At 40.3% G+C, this 14,890-nt stretch carries 14 protein-coding genes; 2 read left to right on the top strand and 12 right to left on the bottom strand.

Going from position 1 to position 14,890, the window contains the following annotated elements; genetic code table 11:
- Positions 1 to 55: 55 nt before the first annotated feature.
- Entirely contained in the window at positions 56 to 1,945 is a 1,890-nt protein-coding gene (locus ACLNCW_RS03435; RefSeq protein WP_424845369.1) for a DUF2207 family protein, read from the bottom strand.
- A gap of 138 nt (positions 1,946 to 2,083) precedes the next feature.
- Here ACLNCW_RS03435 and ACLNCW_RS03430 point away from each other — a divergent pair, with 138 nt between their 5' ends.
- Entirely contained in the window at positions 2,084 to 3,649 is a 1,566-nt protein-coding gene (locus ACLNCW_RS03430; protein WP_424845368.1) for an ABC transporter substrate-binding protein/permease, read from the top strand.
- Positions 3,649 to 4,389: an amino acid ABC transporter ATP-binding protein gene (locus tag ACLNCW_RS03425; protein ID WP_000189477.1), complete on the top strand. Its 741-nt coding sequence runs from the start codon at positions 3,649 to 3,651 to the stop codon at positions 4,387 to 4,389. The genes ACLNCW_RS03430 and ACLNCW_RS03425 overlap by 1 nt, the downstream gene beginning before the upstream one ends.
- A 205-nt stretch (positions 4,390 to 4,594) precedes the next feature.
- Here the strand turns inward: ACLNCW_RS03425 and ACLNCW_RS03420 are convergent, their stop codons facing one another.
- From ACLNCW_RS03420 to ACLNCW_RS03370, 11 genes are all read right to left on the bottom strand, one after another.
- On the bottom strand, positions 4,595 to 4,810 hold the full coding sequence (locus ACLNCW_RS03420) for a hypothetical protein (RefSeq protein WP_001130036.1): 216 nt from the start codon (positions 4,808 to 4,810) through the stop codon (positions 4,595 to 4,597).
- 841 nt (positions 4,811 to 5,651) lie between these two features.
- Positions 5,652 to 6,902: a threonine ammonia-lyase IlvA gene (gene ilvA / locus ACLNCW_RS03415; RefSeq protein WP_004256769.1), complete on the bottom strand. Its 1,251-nt coding sequence runs from the start codon at positions 6,900 to 6,902 to the stop codon at positions 5,652 to 5,654.
- Positions 6,903 to 7,015: 113 nt separating this feature from the next.
- Complete coding sequence (gene ilvC / locus ACLNCW_RS03410; RefSeq protein ID WP_000290683.1) at positions 7,016 to 8,038, bottom strand: ketol-acid reductoisomerase; 1,023 nt, start codon at positions 8,036 to 8,038, stop codon at positions 7,016 to 7,018.
- A 217-nt stretch (positions 8,039 to 8,255) separates the two neighbouring features.
- Positions 8,256 to 8,732: an acetolactate synthase small subunit gene (gene ilvN / locus ACLNCW_RS03405; RefSeq protein ID WP_001253803.1), complete on the bottom strand. Its 477-nt coding sequence runs from the start codon at positions 8,730 to 8,732 to the stop codon at positions 8,256 to 8,258.
- Positions 8,725 to 10,425, bottom strand: a complete 1,701-nt coding sequence (locus ACLNCW_RS03400; protein ID WP_000411735.1) for an acetolactate synthase large subunit — start codon at positions 10,423 to 10,425, stop codon at positions 8,725 to 8,727. The genes ilvN and ACLNCW_RS03400 overlap by 8 nt, the downstream gene beginning before the upstream one ends.
- Before the next feature lie 200 nt (positions 10,426 to 10,625).
- Entirely contained in the window at positions 10,626 to 12,293 is a 1,668-nt protein-coding gene (locus ACLNCW_RS03395) for a DAK2 domain-containing protein (RefSeq protein WP_070528646.1), read from the bottom strand.
- Between the two features lie 2 nt (positions 12,294 to 12,295).
- Entirely contained in the window at positions 12,296 to 12,661 is a 366-nt protein-coding gene (locus ACLNCW_RS03390; protein WP_000216437.1) for an Asp23/Gls24 family envelope stress response protein, read from the bottom strand.
- 157 nt (positions 12,662 to 12,818) lie between these two features.
- Positions 12,819 to 13,007 (bottom strand): 50S ribosomal protein L28, encoded by a 189-nt coding sequence (rpmB, locus tag ACLNCW_RS03385; protein WP_001140948.1) that lies wholly within the window; start codon positions 13,005 to 13,007, stop codon positions 12,819 to 12,821.
- Between the two features lie 105 nt (positions 13,008 to 13,112).
- Positions 13,113 to 13,787: a LiaF transmembrane domain-containing protein gene (locus ACLNCW_RS03380; protein WP_424845367.1), complete on the bottom strand. Its 675-nt coding sequence runs from the start codon at positions 13,785 to 13,787 to the stop codon at positions 13,113 to 13,115.
- Positions 13,788 to 13,791: 4 nt separating this feature from the next.
- Positions 13,792 to 14,238, bottom strand: coding sequence for a LytTR family DNA-binding domain-containing protein (locus tag ACLNCW_RS03375; RefSeq protein WP_424845366.1), 447 nt, complete (start codon positions 14,236 to 14,238; stop codon positions 13,792 to 13,794).
- Positions 14,239 to 14,351: 113 nt separating this feature from the next.
- Positions 14,352 to 14,855, bottom strand: a complete 504-nt coding sequence (locus ACLNCW_RS03370) for a phosphatase PAP2 family protein (protein ID WP_424845365.1) — start codon at positions 14,853 to 14,855, stop codon at positions 14,352 to 14,354.
- Between the last annotated feature and the right edge of the window lie 35 nt (positions 14,856 to 14,890).

The raw sequence follows: 14,890 nt of genomic DNA, 5'->3' as shown, positions 1-14,890 counted from the left end.
ACTCCTTTTTCTATCTTCCATTATAGCATATTTTTTCAGCCAGTGATAGCTCTCTTTAAAAGGCGCCGATACTGCCGCCACCTCCGCCTCCAGAGAAGCCACCGCCAGAACTTCCACTTCCAGAAGATACAGAGTAGGTACTTGCTGTATTTGCGACATTTGCATAATGGCTCATTTGCGCGCTTGAATGATAAAACATACTGTGCCAGCCATAAGCTACATAGAGGTTGATATCTGGATTTTCCACTTGAATATGATGAACCTTCATCAAATGACTGACCTTGTCTGCATAGCCAAATAAGGTCGCATAGACCAAGAGGCGATTCCAGACCACAATACTTTCCAATTCAGCCTGATCCAATCGTGCAATCTCACGCAACATATTTTCAAAACTGGTCCAGAGATAGTAGACTTCTGCTCCTGCTTCATTTAGGACACCATCACGATTATCTAGCCGAAGCTTCCAATAATAGAAAACAGCCAACACCAAACCTAGAAAACCAAGTATAGGCAAGGGGAGGTAAAAATAAGCATGAACATCTAAACTGTACAAGAACAAACCAAATCCGATAAATAGGGGCAAGATAGTCAAGACACCCATACCTACTTGCAAGGCCTTTTCCCCACCAGTTAAAGGACGATAATAATCTGGGAGCCCCCAGAAGGAAACTCGACTTCTCACTCCTTCTTGCATCTCTTTCAATACTTCTTCAAAAGAAGATTTGAGTTGAAGCCCTCTTGCTTGAATCCGTTTTTCATCAGAGGCTTTTGCTCTACGATAAAGACTATCAGATACCTTGTAATCCGCAAACAAATTGGAAAGAGTTTCTTCTTTTTTGCCTGAAAAAGCCAGATTTAGACAATCTTTCTCAAAACTGGACAAACCATCTTCTTTTACTAGCCTCAAACCAACTGCATCTCCTTCTGAAATGATAGAGACATTTCCACGGTCTATCACATCTAGCAAGGTAGCTTGAATAAGTTGGTCAAAGGTGAATTTTCCTGCTCCTTTGGTTAGAGGACTCACTTCCTCCAAAGAGGTCGAGTAGACAGCCTCTGATAAAACCATAGGTTCTAATTCCATTGGTGGTTCATAGAGACGATGATTTTTGGCATATTTGACTGAAGGAGTGGTCTTTCTTCTATAGATGAAATAGAAGCAAACGCTCAATAACAAGGAGATAGAAAGTATCGAAGGGAAGACCCAAGTAACGAGTTGTTTACTTTGCTCTTTTTCTTTAACAATCGAGTCTTCTATCTTATTAAACTCTTCTAAACGATTCCCTTTCAATCCCTGATCCCTAGCGCTAGCAAAATCGGTCCGAGGCCAGTAGGCATGCAATTCAACTCCACGATTAGGTGGAAGATCGTCTAAACGAATAGTATAATCAAGGTTACTCTTTTCAACCGTTCCCTCTCTAAAGAGTTTCCCTGTATGGAAAAAGAGTTTTTCAGCCCCCTTGTCTCCCCTTACATGAAATTCAAACTTTCCAATAGTCCCTGAACTATCTGTTAAAGGTTGCCAATTTAATTCAGCGATATCATCATAAAGGAAAAGTAAATTCTTTAAGTTCCAAACGAGGTCAACTTCAACTGTGTCGCCTTCTTGACCTGGATTATAAACTTTAACAGTATAACCATCTGCTCCTTCTATCACTTCGCTAGTAACGTCTGCTAGTTCAGCACCATTTTTCGAGGCCTGAACCTTTGGTTGAGGATCTATCTCAAATCCGCTAGGCATCTTGCCAGCACGTCCAAGTCCCACGATTTGCCCCTTAAAGTCCTCCTCAAACTGGTAAACTATCTTCTGTCTAAATTCTGCCGTATTGTCTGCATGAATATACAAATCTCCTTGATAAGAGTTTATCTTAAAATCAATGGCAAAAACAGAGAGTGGAAGAAGGCAAAACAAGCCTAACACCAGTAAGAAAAAAGTTTTTTTCATCAACTAAGCCCCCTTTTTATCTTTGCTATTATTATATCATTTTTTCTCAAGTAAGGGCTTACCTATATTGAAAAATAGAGTTTTTTTCGATAAAATAGGAGACAGTTATTTTTTAATAGATTAGAAATAGGAGAAATCATGAGAAAAATATACTTATCTATTTTCACAAGTCTCTTGCTGATGCTGGGACTTGTCAATGTTGCCCAAGCCGATGAATATTTACGCATCGGGATGGAAGCAGCATATGCTCCCTTTAACTGGACTCAGGACGATGATAGCAATGGAGCTGTCAAAATCGATGGAACCAACCAGTACGCCAATGGATACGATGTCCAAATTGCCAAGAAAATCGCTAAGGACTTAGGTAAAGAACCTCTGGTTGTTAAAACCAAGTGGGAAGGTCTAGTCCCTGCCCTTACTTCTGGTAAGATTGACATGATTATCGCAGGTATGAGTCCTACTGCCGAGCGTAAACAAGAAATTGCCTTTTCAAGCAGTTACTACACTAGCGAACCAGTTTTGCTTGTCAAAAAAGATTCTGCCTACGCAAGTGCTAAATCTTTGGCTGACTTTAACGGTGCGAAAATCACTTCTCAACAAGGTGTCTACCTTTATGACTTGATTGCACAAATCCCAGGTGCTAAAAAAGAAACTGCCATGGGAGACTTCGCTCAAATGCGCCAAGCTCTTGAGGCTGGTGTCATTGATGCTTATGTTTCTGAACGACCAGAAGCACTGACTGCTGAAGCTGCGAACTCTAAGTTCAAGATGGTTCAGGTAGAACCAGGTTTCAAAACTGGGGAAGAAGATACAGCTATCGCCATTGGACTTCGTAAAGATGACAATCGTATTAGCCAAATCAATGCCAGCATTGAAACCATTTCAAAAGATGACCAAGTTGCCTTGATGGATCGTATGATTAAGGAACAACCTGCCGAAGCTACAACAACTGAAGAGACTAGCAGTAGTTTCTTTAGCCAAGTCGCTAAAATTCTTTCTGAAAACTGGCAACAACTCTTGCGTGGTGCTGGTATCACTCTTTTAATCTCTATCGTCGGAACCATCATAGGTCTCATTATCGGCCTTGCCATTGGTGTCTTCCGTACTGCTCCTCTCTCTGAGAATAAGGCCATTTACAGCTTACAAAAACTAGTCGGCTGGATCCTCAATGTCTATATTGAAATTTTCCGTGGTACGCCAATGATTGTTCAATCGATGGTTATCTACTATGGAACTGCCCAAGCTTTCGGGATCAACCTTGACCGCACACTAGCTGCTATCTTCATCGTTTCGATCAACACCGGTGCCTACATGACCGAAATCGTTCGTGGTGGTATCCTAGCAGTTGACAAGGGACAATTTGAAGCCGCAACTGCACTCGGTATGACTCATAACCAAACCATGCGTAAGATTGTCCTACCTCAGGTAGTCCGTAACATCCTACCAGCAACTGGTAATGAATTTGTCATCAATATCAAAGATACATCTGTATTGAACGTTATCTCTGTTGTCGAACTTTATTTCTCAGGAAATACCGTAGCAACTCAAACCTATCAATACTTCCAGACATTTACAATCATCGCCGTGATTTACTTTGTCCTCACCTTCACCGTAACACGTATCCTACGCTTCATCGAACGCCGCATGGACATGGATACCTATACTACAGGTGCTAACCAAATGCAAACGGAGGATTTGAAATAATGACACAAGCAATCCTTGAAATTAAACACCTCAAAAAATCCTATGGCCAAAACGAAGTGTTAAAAGACATTTCACTGACAGTCCATAAGGGAGAGGTCATCTCTATCATCGGAAGCTCTGGAAGTGGAAAATCGACCTTCCTACGCTCCATTAACCTACTTGAAACACCAACTGATGGACAAATCCTTTATCATGGACAAAACGTCCTCGAAAAAGGCTATGACCTTACGCAATACCGTGAAAAGTTGGGGATGGTTTTCCAATCCTTTAACCTCTTTGAAAATCTTAACGTACTTGAAAACACAATTGTCGCTCAGACGACTGTCCTTAAACGTGAACGTACAGAAGCTGAAAAGATTGCTAAAGAAAACTTGGAAAAGGTCGGCATGGGAGAACGCTACTGGCAAGCGAAACCAAAACAACTCTCAGGTGGTCAAAAACAACGTGTAGCCATCGCTCGTGCCCTCTCCATGAATCCGGACGCCATTCTCTTTGATGAACCAACATCAGCTCTCGATCCAGAAATGGTTGGAGAAGTCCTCAAAATCATGCAAGATTTGGCTCAGGAAGGCTTGACTATGATTGTTGTAACCCACGAAATGGAATTCGCCCGTGATGTCTCTCATCGTGTTATCTTTATGGATAAGGGTGTGATTGCTGAAGAAGGCAAACCAGAAGACCTCTTCACTAATCCTAAAGAAGACCGTACAAAAGAATTCCTTCAACGCTATCTCAAATAAAAAGAAAAGGCTGCATAAATCGTGCAGTCTTTTTGCTGTCCTCATACTCTTCGAAAATCAAATTCAAACCACGTCAGCTCTATCTGCAACCTCAAAACAGTGTTTTGAGCAACCTACGGCTAGCTTCCTAGTTTGCTCTTTGATTTTCATTGAGTATCAAAATGAAAAGGCAGATCCTATTCAAGAATCCACCATTATCCAAAGATTAATCTTCAAATTTTTCATGATTTTTTTCATAGAAATCAATTAAACCTAGAGCTGTTTCAAATGAAATATTTTTTACTTTTGCACGACCCTGCGCTAGAGCAATGATAGACATTTCACGCGCATTCGTTTCTTTAGAGATACGGTAGCCTGTGATTTTCTTATCACGAACCCAGCCAACAACTGATTCTACTTTTTCAAAGTTTGACTTAGCCATGTCCTTCTCCTATTTTCTTCTTTACGATATTTAATTGTATACGTTTTTATGTGTTTTGTCAATAAAAAAACATATATTCAATAAAATTAATGATTTATTTTTCTGTTACTATCTTATTAAAGCCGATAATATATAGGTTTTTACTTACTATAAACCATTAGTAAATACCTTTAAAATAATTGTATTATTAACTCTTTTGTTTGTAAAAATATTCATAATTTACAAATGCCAGTTCAGGATAGGTTAGACAGGTTTTATCTTCAACTTTATTCTATTTATCCAACTTTAAAACAATATTTCTAATAGTGAAAGACTTTCTCTCCACACTATTACTAACTATTATTTCTCTTCTCCTTCTTTGATATTCTTCCTGCCTTTATAAGCACTTTTCACTTGATCAACTGGTACTATTTATTTACTTTATCAATATTCCTTTTTATTTCTTCAAACCTATAAAAAGATGAGTAGTTAGGAGACAATAGTATCCTATCTTCTAACATTTTCCACTTTTTTATCTTCTTAGTATCTTATCACTCTTCTCAGTTAACTCAGTATAAGGCTTCTCATTAGTATTGATTATTTTTTCTAATTCCTATTATATTTAACCAAATTTCAGATTAGACATATATAAAATAGTGGATTCTAAAAATACGCCTTATATAACAAGTAATTTTACTCCCTTACTATAAACTGAATCAAAAAATAATAGGTACTATAATGACTTGTGATAGAAATAGCGTAATCGATTTCCTAAGTCCATAGGAATCGCCCCCTTTCTTCACCCTCATTATAGCACCTATACATCAGTTGTGCAAATAATATGATATTTTTTTATTAGTCCTCAGACAAGCATATTATAGAGCGTTTCATTACCATTTAAGTTAATATAAGATGGATCAAAACCTTCCATTCGACGAATCAAGCCTGCATAATCATGCTTATCTGCCAAGGCAATCCCAATCAATACTGGGCCTGTCCCCTTGCTAGCTCGTTTGATATACTCAAAACGTGTGATATCATCATTTGGCCCCAAGATATCATTTACAAACTCACGCAAAGCCCCTGGACGCTGTGGAAAATTAACCACAAAGTAATGCTTGATCCCATCATAAATCAAGGCACGCTCTTCCATTTCCGGCATACGGTTGATATCATTATTTCCTCCAGAAATGATACAACAAATGGTTTTCCCCTTGATATATTCAGCTAAAACCTCTAAAGAGGCGATACTAGCCGCTCCAGCAGGTTCTGCGACAATCCCTTGCTTAGAGTAAAGGTCAATCAAGGTTTCAGAAATCAATCCCTCATCGACACCTACTAAGGTTTGAACATATTGACGAGTTGCTTCATAGGTCAATTGACCTACCTTTTGTACAGCAATCCCATCCGCAAATTTGTCAATTTCTTTGAGTTTGACAGGTCCACCAGCTTCAAAGGCAGCTTTCATGGAACGTGCCCCATTAGCCTCTACTCCGATGACTTCAATTTCTGGACTTGTTTCCTTGATATAGGTAGAAACCCCAGCAATGAGACCGCCACCTCCAACAGGAACTAAGACAGCATCAAAATCAATCGATTCTTTTCGAGCTTCTTCTAAAATCTCATAAGCAACGGTCCCTTGACCAGCCTGAACATGGGCATCATCAAAAGGATCAATAAAGGTACGATTTTCAGAAACTGTAAATTCTTGAGCTGCTTTGGCTGAGGCATCAAAAGTATCTCCAACTAATTTAATAGTCACGAAGTCCCCACCAAAAAAGCGAACTTGACCAATCTTTTGTTGCGGAGTAGTAATGGGCATAAAGATAGTAGCAGGAATTTTCATCTCATTACAAGTATAGGCAACTCCCTGCGCATGATTTCCCGCAGAAGCGCAGACTACCCCACGTTCACGCTCTTCCTTGCTGAGCTGAGAAATAGCATAATAGGCACCACGGATCTTAAAAGAACGAACACGTTGGGCATTTTCTTTTTTCAAATAAATCTTAGCACCATACTTCTCCGATAAATAATGGTCATAATCCAGTGGGGTATTCACAACCACACCGTTCAAGACCTTATGAGCCTTGATTATATCTTTTGAACTTAACATCATTTTCTCCTAGACTATTTCATACTTATCTCAATCCATCCTTTTAAAAAGAGATGAATTGATTATAAAAGCGAGTTAGTCCCCCAACTCGCCTTCACCTTAATTTCTATCAATTAGTTATAGATTTTAAATGCATCATCGTCGTTTTTACCAACGAATGGCATTGCTTTACGCAATTCTGCACCAACTTTTTCAATTTCAAGGTTAGCTGCTTGTTCACGGTAAGCAGTCAATTTTGGACGTCCAGCTTTATAGTCATTTACAAAGTCATTTGCAAATTTACCATTTTGGATGTCTGCCAAGACAGCTTTCATGTTTTCTTTAACTTGCTCAGTAATTACACGTGGACCTGATACATAGTCACCGTACTCAGCAGTGTTTGAAATTGATTGACGCATTTTCTTGAATCCACCTTCGTAGATCAAGTCGACGATCAATTTCATTTCGTGAAGAACTTCAAAGTAAGCCAATTCTGGAGCGTAACCTGCTTCTGTCAAGACTTCGAAACCTGCTTCGATAAGGGCAGTCAAACCACCACAAAGTACAGCTTGTTCACCAAACAAATCTTCTTCAGTTTCTTCTTTGTAAGTTGTTTCAAGAAGACCTACACGAGCTGCTCCAACACCTTTACACCAGTCCATAGCAATGTTTTTAGCATTTCCTGTTGCATCTTGGTATACTGCGTAAAGAGCTGGAACACCAAATCCTTCTTCATAAGTACGACGTACCAAATGTCCTGGTCCTTTAGGAGCACACATGAAGACATCTACATCTGCAGGAACTTTGATAAATTCAAAGTGAATGTTGAAACCATGAGCAAATCCAACTGCATTTCCAGCTTCCAAGTTTGGAGCGATTTCTGCTTCGTACAATTCTTGTTGGATTTCGTCTGGTGCCAAAATCATGATAACGTCAGCCAATTTAGTAGCTTCTGCTACTGTGTATGTGTCAAATCCGTCTTCTTTTGCTTTGTCAAAAGATTTACCTGGACGTACACCGATGATGACATCGCGACCTGAGTCACGCAAGTTTTGAGCATGCGCATGTCCTTGCGAACCATAACCAATAACGGCGATTTTTTTACCGTCAAGTGCTGCTACTTTAACATCTTTTTCATATTCCATTTGAACTGCCATAGTTTTTTCTCTCTTTTCTATTATTTATTGCCTTTTAGGCTGGATTAACAAATTTAAAATATTTTTATACTCAATGAAAATCAAAGAGCAAATTAGGAAGCTAGCCACAGACTGCTCAAAGCACTGCTTTGAGGTGGTAAATAAGACTGACGGAGTCAGTAACATATACCTACGGCAAGGCAAAGCTGACGTGATTTGAAGAGATTTTCGAAGATTATTAATCGCGGGTAAATCCAGTGGCACCCGTTCGAGCAATATTGCGAATACCGTATGGTCGAATGACTCGCAACAGTGCTTCGCTCTTTTCTGCATTTCCTGTCATCTGAATGGTAATCGAGCTTGGTGCTACGTCTACCACCGTTGCACGGAAAGGTTGAATAATCGCTAGAATCTCAGCTCGCTTCTCAGCTGGCGCTGACATCTTAACCAAAATCACCTCGCGCTCCAAATGAGGCTTGTCTGTGATATCACGAATGCGAATCACATCAATCTGACGATTGAGTTGCTTGATAATTTGCTCCACTTCATCATGTGAAGCTACATCAATAATAATGGTGATCCGCGATACATTCGGATCTTCTGTTGCTCCAACAGAGATGCTTTCGATATTAACCTGACGACGAGACAGGACACCGGTAAAGCGATTGAGGACTCCTGAACGATTTTGTAGTTTTGCTGTTAACATTCTACGCATGGAACTTCACCCCCAACATTTCATGATTACTCTTACCAGCTGGTACCATTGGTAACACCTGTTCCTTACGAGAAATATCTACCTCGATTAGCATAGGAACATCCTCAGTGATGACTTCAAGGTCTTGGGCCAAGGTCTCAGGATTGTCAAACTTATAGTTTTTAATTCCATAAGCTTGTGCCATCAATTGGAAATCAGGAAGGGTATCAAAGACTGACTCTGATGTTCTACCTTCATAGAAGGATTCCTGCCACTGGCGAACCATTCCAAGTGAGTGGTTGTTCAGCATAACAACCTTGATTGGCACCTTGTAAATGTTCAAAATAGCCAATTCCTGGTTGGTCATTTGGAAACCACCATCCCCAACAAACAAGACTACTTCCTTATCTGGGTTAGCAATTTTAGCACCGATTGCTGCTGGAATTCCAAATCCCATCGTTCCCAAACCACCTGAAGTCACTAACTGACGTTCATTTTGGTAGGGATAATACTGAGCTGTCCACATTTGGTGTTGACCAACGTCTGTTACCACAATGGCATCTCCATTCGTCAATTCACCAATTCGTTCAATAACAGCTTGCGGCTGAACCACACGCTCTTTCTTATCATAAGAACGAACGCGGTTCTTGTCTTTAGTGACTTTTTCAATCCATTTTTCAGTATTGTTATGAACTGTTGGTTCGGCCAGCAACATTTGCAAGGCTTTCTTAGCATCTCCAACTACAGGAATATCTGCACTGATAATCTTGCCAATCTCGGCTGGGTCAATATCAATGTGGGCAACCTTGGCATTCTTAGCGAAGGTCTTAGGATTCCCCGTCAAGCGGTCATCAAAACGACAACCAATACTAATCATAAAGTCCGCTTCCGTCATGGCAATATTAGCTGCGAATGACCCGTGCATGCCTCCCATTCCAAGGAAGAGTGGGTGACTCGTTGCAATCGTTCCTTGTCCCAAAAGACTGGTTACCACTGGAATTTGATAGCGTTCTGCAAATTCATTTAATTCTGCAGCAGCTTCAGCATAACTAATCCCACCACCAGCAAGCAAGACTGGCTTTTTAGCCTTGGATAATTGCTTCAAGATTTTCTTGATTTGCATATCATTTGGCTCAAGAGTCGGCTGATAGCTTGGTAGGTTCACTTCTGGTGAATAAATGAAATCTGTTTCCAAAGCAGATACGTCTTTAGGTAGGTCAATTACGACTGGCCCTGGTCGACCTGTAGTTGCGATATGGACAGCTTCCGTAATGATACGCGGAATATCTGCCGTCTCACGAACTTGGTAATTGTACTTAGTGATTGGCATGGTAATTCCCACGATGTCTGCCTCCTGAAAGGCATCCTTCCCAATCCCTGCTCGCGCAACCTGTCCTGTAAAGACCAAAAGGGGAACACTGTCGCTCATGGCATCCGCAATCCCTGTAATGGCATTTGTTGCTCCCGGTCCGCTAGTGACGACGGCAACACCCAACTTTCCAGTTGATTTGGCATAACCTTCAGCTTCATGCAGACAACCTTGCTCATGGCGTCCTAGAATGTGGCGAATGCCTTTAAAATTATATATCGCATCATAAAAAGGCAAGACTGCACCACCAGGATAACCAAAGATGGTATCAATTCCTAAATCACGAAGTGTTTCCAAAACTAGGTCCGACCCCGTCTTAGGAGATTCTAAACTGATTTTCTCCATTGTTCCCCTTTCTCTTCTCTTAAAAATAACTTGTTACTATCATACCATTTTTTCAAAATTTTTCAAGAGAAAAGAAGAAATTTTCTGAATTTTCTATTTTAACGTTTATTTATGAATGTTATTTTTGTTTTTATTAAAAAGATACCGATTTCATTTACTAAAAAAGAAAAAAGAACTGATTTCTCAGTTCTTCATTAATCTTATTCCACACTGAATAGGTATGGGTAAACAGGTTGTTGACCTTGATGAATCTCGACTTCAACATCTTCGAATTCTTCTGTGATTTCTTGGGCAATTTCATTGGCAAGTTCTTCGCTTCCGTCTTCACCGACATAGAAGGTTACAATTTCACTATCTTCATCCAACATATGTTTCAAGGTTTCTATCAAGGTTTGGTGCATATCAGGGTTTGACACGAGGATTTTCCCATCCACCATACCTAGATTATCGTTTTCATGGATTTCTAAGCCATCAATGGTTGTATCACGCACAGCTGTTGTGACGCTTCCACTAACGACATCGCTAAGAGCAGCAGTCATACGCTCTTGGTTTTCTTCTATGGACTTACTTGGATCAAAGGCGAGAAGACTTGTCAAACCTTGTGGCAAAGTACGAGCTTCCACCACTACTGCTGGTTGTTCCAAAACTTCTGCTGCAGATTGAGCTGCCATGAAGATGTTTTTGTTGTTTGGCAGGAAGATAATGTTACGAGCGTTGACCTGTTCAACAGCCTTGATAAAGTCTTCAGTTGAAGGGTTCATAGTTTGACCGCCTTCAATAACATAATCCACACCTTGAGAACGGAAGATATCTGCTAGACCTTTACCAGCCACTACAGCAATCAAAGCATACTCTTTTTCTTCAGCAGGCTTGCTAACTTGAGCAGCTTCTTTTTCAACCTGTGCTTCGTGTTGGTTACGCATATTGTCAACTTTTACCTTGACCAAGCTACCATATTTGAGACCTTCTTGCATAACAAGTCCTGGATCTTCTGTATGGACATGGACTTTGACAATTTCATCATCGTTAACAACGAGGAGAGAGTCTCCAAGCTCATTCAAGTAGTTACGGAATTCATCGTAGTCAAAATCTTTGGCATAGGTTGGGCCTTGCTTAAGAGCTACCATGATTTCAGTACAGTAACCAAAGGTGATATCCTCAGTCGCTACATGACCAGCTACAGACTTGTGGTGCTCTGCATTGATCATTTCACTCATGTTAGCAGGAGTGGCTACAAAGTCCTCAGATGCAATATATTCGCCAGTAAGAGCTGAAAGGAAACCTTCGTAGATAAAGACCAATCCTTGACCACCTGAGTCCACAACACCAACTTCTTTCAATACTGGAAGCATGTCTGGTGTTTTAGCTAGAGCTGTTTTAGCACCTTCCAAGGCTGCGCGCATGACTTCAACAGCGTCATCTGTTTGCTCAGCTTTTTTCTTAGCACCGATAGCAGCCCCACGAGAAACTGTTAAAATCGTTCCTTCAACTGGTTTCATAACTGCCTTATAGGCAACTTCCACACCTGATTGGAAGGCAAGGGCCAAGTCTTGACCTGTTAACTCGTCTTTATCCTTGATGGCTTGTGAAAATCCACGGAAAAGCTGAGACGTAATAACTCCTGAGTTCCCACGCGCGCCCATCAAAAGACCTTTGGCAAGAATGCTCGCTACCTCTCCAACTGTAGAAGCTGGTTTGTCTGCAACTTCCTTAGCACCATTTTCAATGGTCATTCCCATGTTTGTTCCAGTATCTCCATCTGGAACTGGAAAGACGTTTAATGAATTGACATATTCAGCTTGCTTATTCAAACGAGTTGATGCAGCCTGCACCATTTCTTGAAATAAGCTAGTAGTAATTTTTGACACGGTTATTCTCCTACAACTTTGATATTTTGAATGTAGACATTTACAGTCTGAGCGGTAATTCCAAGTTGGTTTTCCAAACTAAATCGAACACGCTCTTGAATGTTTTTTGACACTTCGCTAATCTTTGTTCCGTAGCTCAACACGGTATATACATCAACTGCAATACTGCCATCTTCGGCCGCCTTTACGACGACACCTTTGGAATAATTTTCCTTACCTAGAAGGGCTTGGAAATTATCTTTGAGGGCATTTTTACTAGCCATACCGACCACACCAAAAATCTCAGTTGCTGCTCCACCTACGACGGTTGCAATCACTTCATCTGTTAGTTCGATTTGACCATCTTTTGTATTAATTTTTACAGTCATCCTTTTTACCTCAACTAGTTGATACTCTATTTTATCATATTTCAGCTCAAGTGTAAAAGCAGAATACTGTATCAGCGGATATTTACTCTATTTTTTCAAATGATTTTATACCTACAGTAAAAGAAAAAAGACCCTAAGGTCTCCTTTGCTTTTATTATTAAACGCGTTCAACTTTACCTGATTTCAAAGCACGAGCTGAAGCCCAAACTTTTTTAGGTTTACCATCGATAAGAACAGTAACTTTTTGAAGGTTTGGTTTTACGGCACGTTTTGTTTGGTTCATCGCGTGTGAACGGTTGTTTCCTGATACAGTCTTACGACCTGTAAAGTAACATACTTTAGCCATTGTGTTTTCCTCCTATTAGATCTAATATAGCGGATGTGCTAGCACCACATACCGTACTATGTTATCACACTTTCTTCATTTTTGCAAGGGAATTGGAAGATTTTTTTATTTAACGTAGACAACACCAAGTTTGCCAAAAGCCACATCTCCACGGATAATCAAAGTTTTACTGGTTGGAGCTAGAGAAGTATCTGCCTTGGCTACACCACAGAAAGTTTCCACTTTCAAATCCACTCGCCAGTGTTGCGGAACATAAATAACTGCATTGCCAAAACCGACTTCCACTTTCAGGGTTGCGGTATCTCCCAACATCTCTGCATTGTCATAATATATCTTGGCATTGCCAAAACCAACTTCTACTTGATCTTCTACCAATTCTTGCTCTTGCTTGTAGAAAGTCCCACTTCCAAAAGCGACCTCCTTATCTGTCAGAATGGTCTTTTTACCATCATACCACCATTTTTTCCCATTCCAAGTTCTGTTAGAATGAGTCAACATACTTACTCCGAGAACAATCAGAATTCCTGCCCAGAACAGTGACTGATTGGGAATCGGTAAAATATCATAAGAGTGGTTGGCAATTAGTAAGGCTACTAGAGCTGTAAAAGAGGCTGAGGTTAAGTGGCGACGCAACAAAGCTCCAACTGATTGGTAGGCAAAAAAAGCAATACAAATCAAGGGCCAAATTTGCCCTCCAAGAGAAGGGATTCCAAAATTCCCTTGTAATAATATTAAAGCTGCTAAAACCAGCAACACAATACCAAATGCTTTCTTTTTCATGTTCTTACCTCATGTTTCTTAGATTTTCTTTTAGGAGGGATTGGTAATGTCGTGAGACATGAACCTCCTTGTGGGTCTGATAAAAGGAAATGGTGCCCGTTCCTGAAAAGGATTTGTCCACCGAGTAAACCTGACGGATATTTGCAATAGTCGACTTGGATACTCGACTAAAATAGCGAGGAAGGATAGCCTCTAACTCATAGAGTTTAAGCCGAACCTCGTAGGCATCTTTCTGGGTATGGGAGTAAATTTTGTTCCCTTCTGTCTCAAAGAAGAGAATTTCCGACAAGTCCAGATAATATTCACCCGTCCCCTTGTAAAAAATCAACCTAGGAGACTTGGACTCTTGCAAGAGTCGCTGTAAATCCGCAACCTCATCTGTCAAAGCCGCTGCCTTGATGACAATTTCAGTTTCCTCTAAATTGCTATCAATTTCGATTCGTAACTTCATTCCATCTCCTTTCTGACTCTACTATATCAAAGCCAAAACAAGAAAACAAGAGCAAAAAAGCAAGTGGTTACTTTAGACCCGTAAGTGGTTGTAAGGCTACCTTAACTTACAGGTCAACATAGAAAGAAAATCACACCCCACACAAGAGCACACATATAGCCAACCACTACATCCTTGGGAAAATGCACTCCACCTACGACTCTCACTAGACCGAGGATGGCTGATAAGATCAACAAGATAAAGCCTACAGATAGACTAGCATGTAAACAAGCCATGGATATAATGGTTGCTGAAAAGACATGGCGACTAGGCATAGACTGACCAGGACTATCTCTGTCTAGTAGCGGGACAATTTCCCAAACTTCATAAGGCCTTGGAGCATTGAGTTTCTTACGGAGAAGGGACAAAATTACAAAACCCGACGCAGGGACAAACGAATAGATCCAGACCTGTTTCCCAAGTCCTTCTTGGAGATAGGTAATAGCTAACAAAGTCAGATAAACTATAGGCATAACTACCGTCATGAACCGATTGAAAGCTCTTAACAATCTTAGAAGAAAGGGCTTATTTTCAATGTTACCAGCAATGTGGTCATACCATTCTTGATAATTTTTCATATATTTTCTCATCACTTACTCAAATTTTGCTTATA

It is taken from the genome of Streptococcus sp. CL6.22 (assembly GCF_049738055.1).
Taxonomy (GTDB): domain Bacteria; phylum Bacillota; class Bacilli; order Lactobacillales; family Streptococcaceae; genus Streptococcus; species Streptococcus mitis_DJ.
This window is presented reverse-complemented; position numbering and strand designations above follow the sequence as displayed.

Coding starts and splice junctions, on each gene's coding strand:
- ACLNCW_RS03430 (WP_424845368.1), top strand. CDS start 2,084: ATGAGAAAAATATACTTATCTATTTTCACAAGTCTCTTGCTGATGCTG.
- ilvA (WP_004256769.1), bottom strand. CDS start 6,902: ATGTTAAGTTCAAAAGATATAATCAAGGCTCATAAGGTCTTGAACGGT.
- ACLNCW_RS03400 (WP_000411735.1), bottom strand. CDS start 10,425: ATGGAGAAAATCAGTTTAGAATCTCCTAAGACGGGGTCGGACCTAGTT.
- ACLNCW_RS03375 (WP_424845366.1), bottom strand. CDS start 14,238: ATGAAGTTACGAATCGAAATTGATAGCAATTTAGAGGAAACTGAAATT.
- ACLNCW_RS03425 (WP_000189477.1), top strand. CDS start 3,649: ATGACACAAGCAATCCTTGAAATTAAACACCTCAAAAAATCCTATGGC.
- ACLNCW_RS03435 (WP_424845369.1), bottom strand. CDS start 1,945: ATGAAAAAAACTTTTTTCTTACTGGTGTTAGGCTTGTTTTGCCTTCTT.
- ACLNCW_RS03370 (WP_424845365.1), bottom strand. CDS start 14,855: ATGAAAAATTATCAAGAATGGTATGACCACATTGCTGGTAACATTGAA.
- ilvN (WP_001253803.1), bottom strand. CDS start 8,732: ATGCGTAGAATGTTAACAGCAAAACTACAAAATCGTTCAGGAGTCCTC.
- rpmB (WP_001140948.1), bottom strand. CDS start 13,007: ATGGCTAAAGTATGTTACTTTACAGGTCGTAAGACTGTATCAGGAAAC.
- ilvC (WP_000290683.1), bottom strand. CDS start 8,038: ATGGCAGTTCAAATGGAATATGAAAAAGATGTTAAAGTAGCAGCACTT.
- ACLNCW_RS03380 (WP_424845367.1), bottom strand. CDS start 13,787: ATGAAAAAGAAAGCATTTGGTATTGTGTTGCTGGTTTTAGCAGCTTTA.
- ACLNCW_RS03420 (WP_001130036.1), bottom strand. CDS start 4,810: ATGGCTAAGTCAAACTTTGAAAAAGTAGAATCAGTTGTTGGCTGGGTT.
- ACLNCW_RS03390 (WP_000216437.1), bottom strand. CDS start 12,661: ATGACTGTAAAAATTAATACAAAAGATGGTCAAATCGAACTAACAGAT.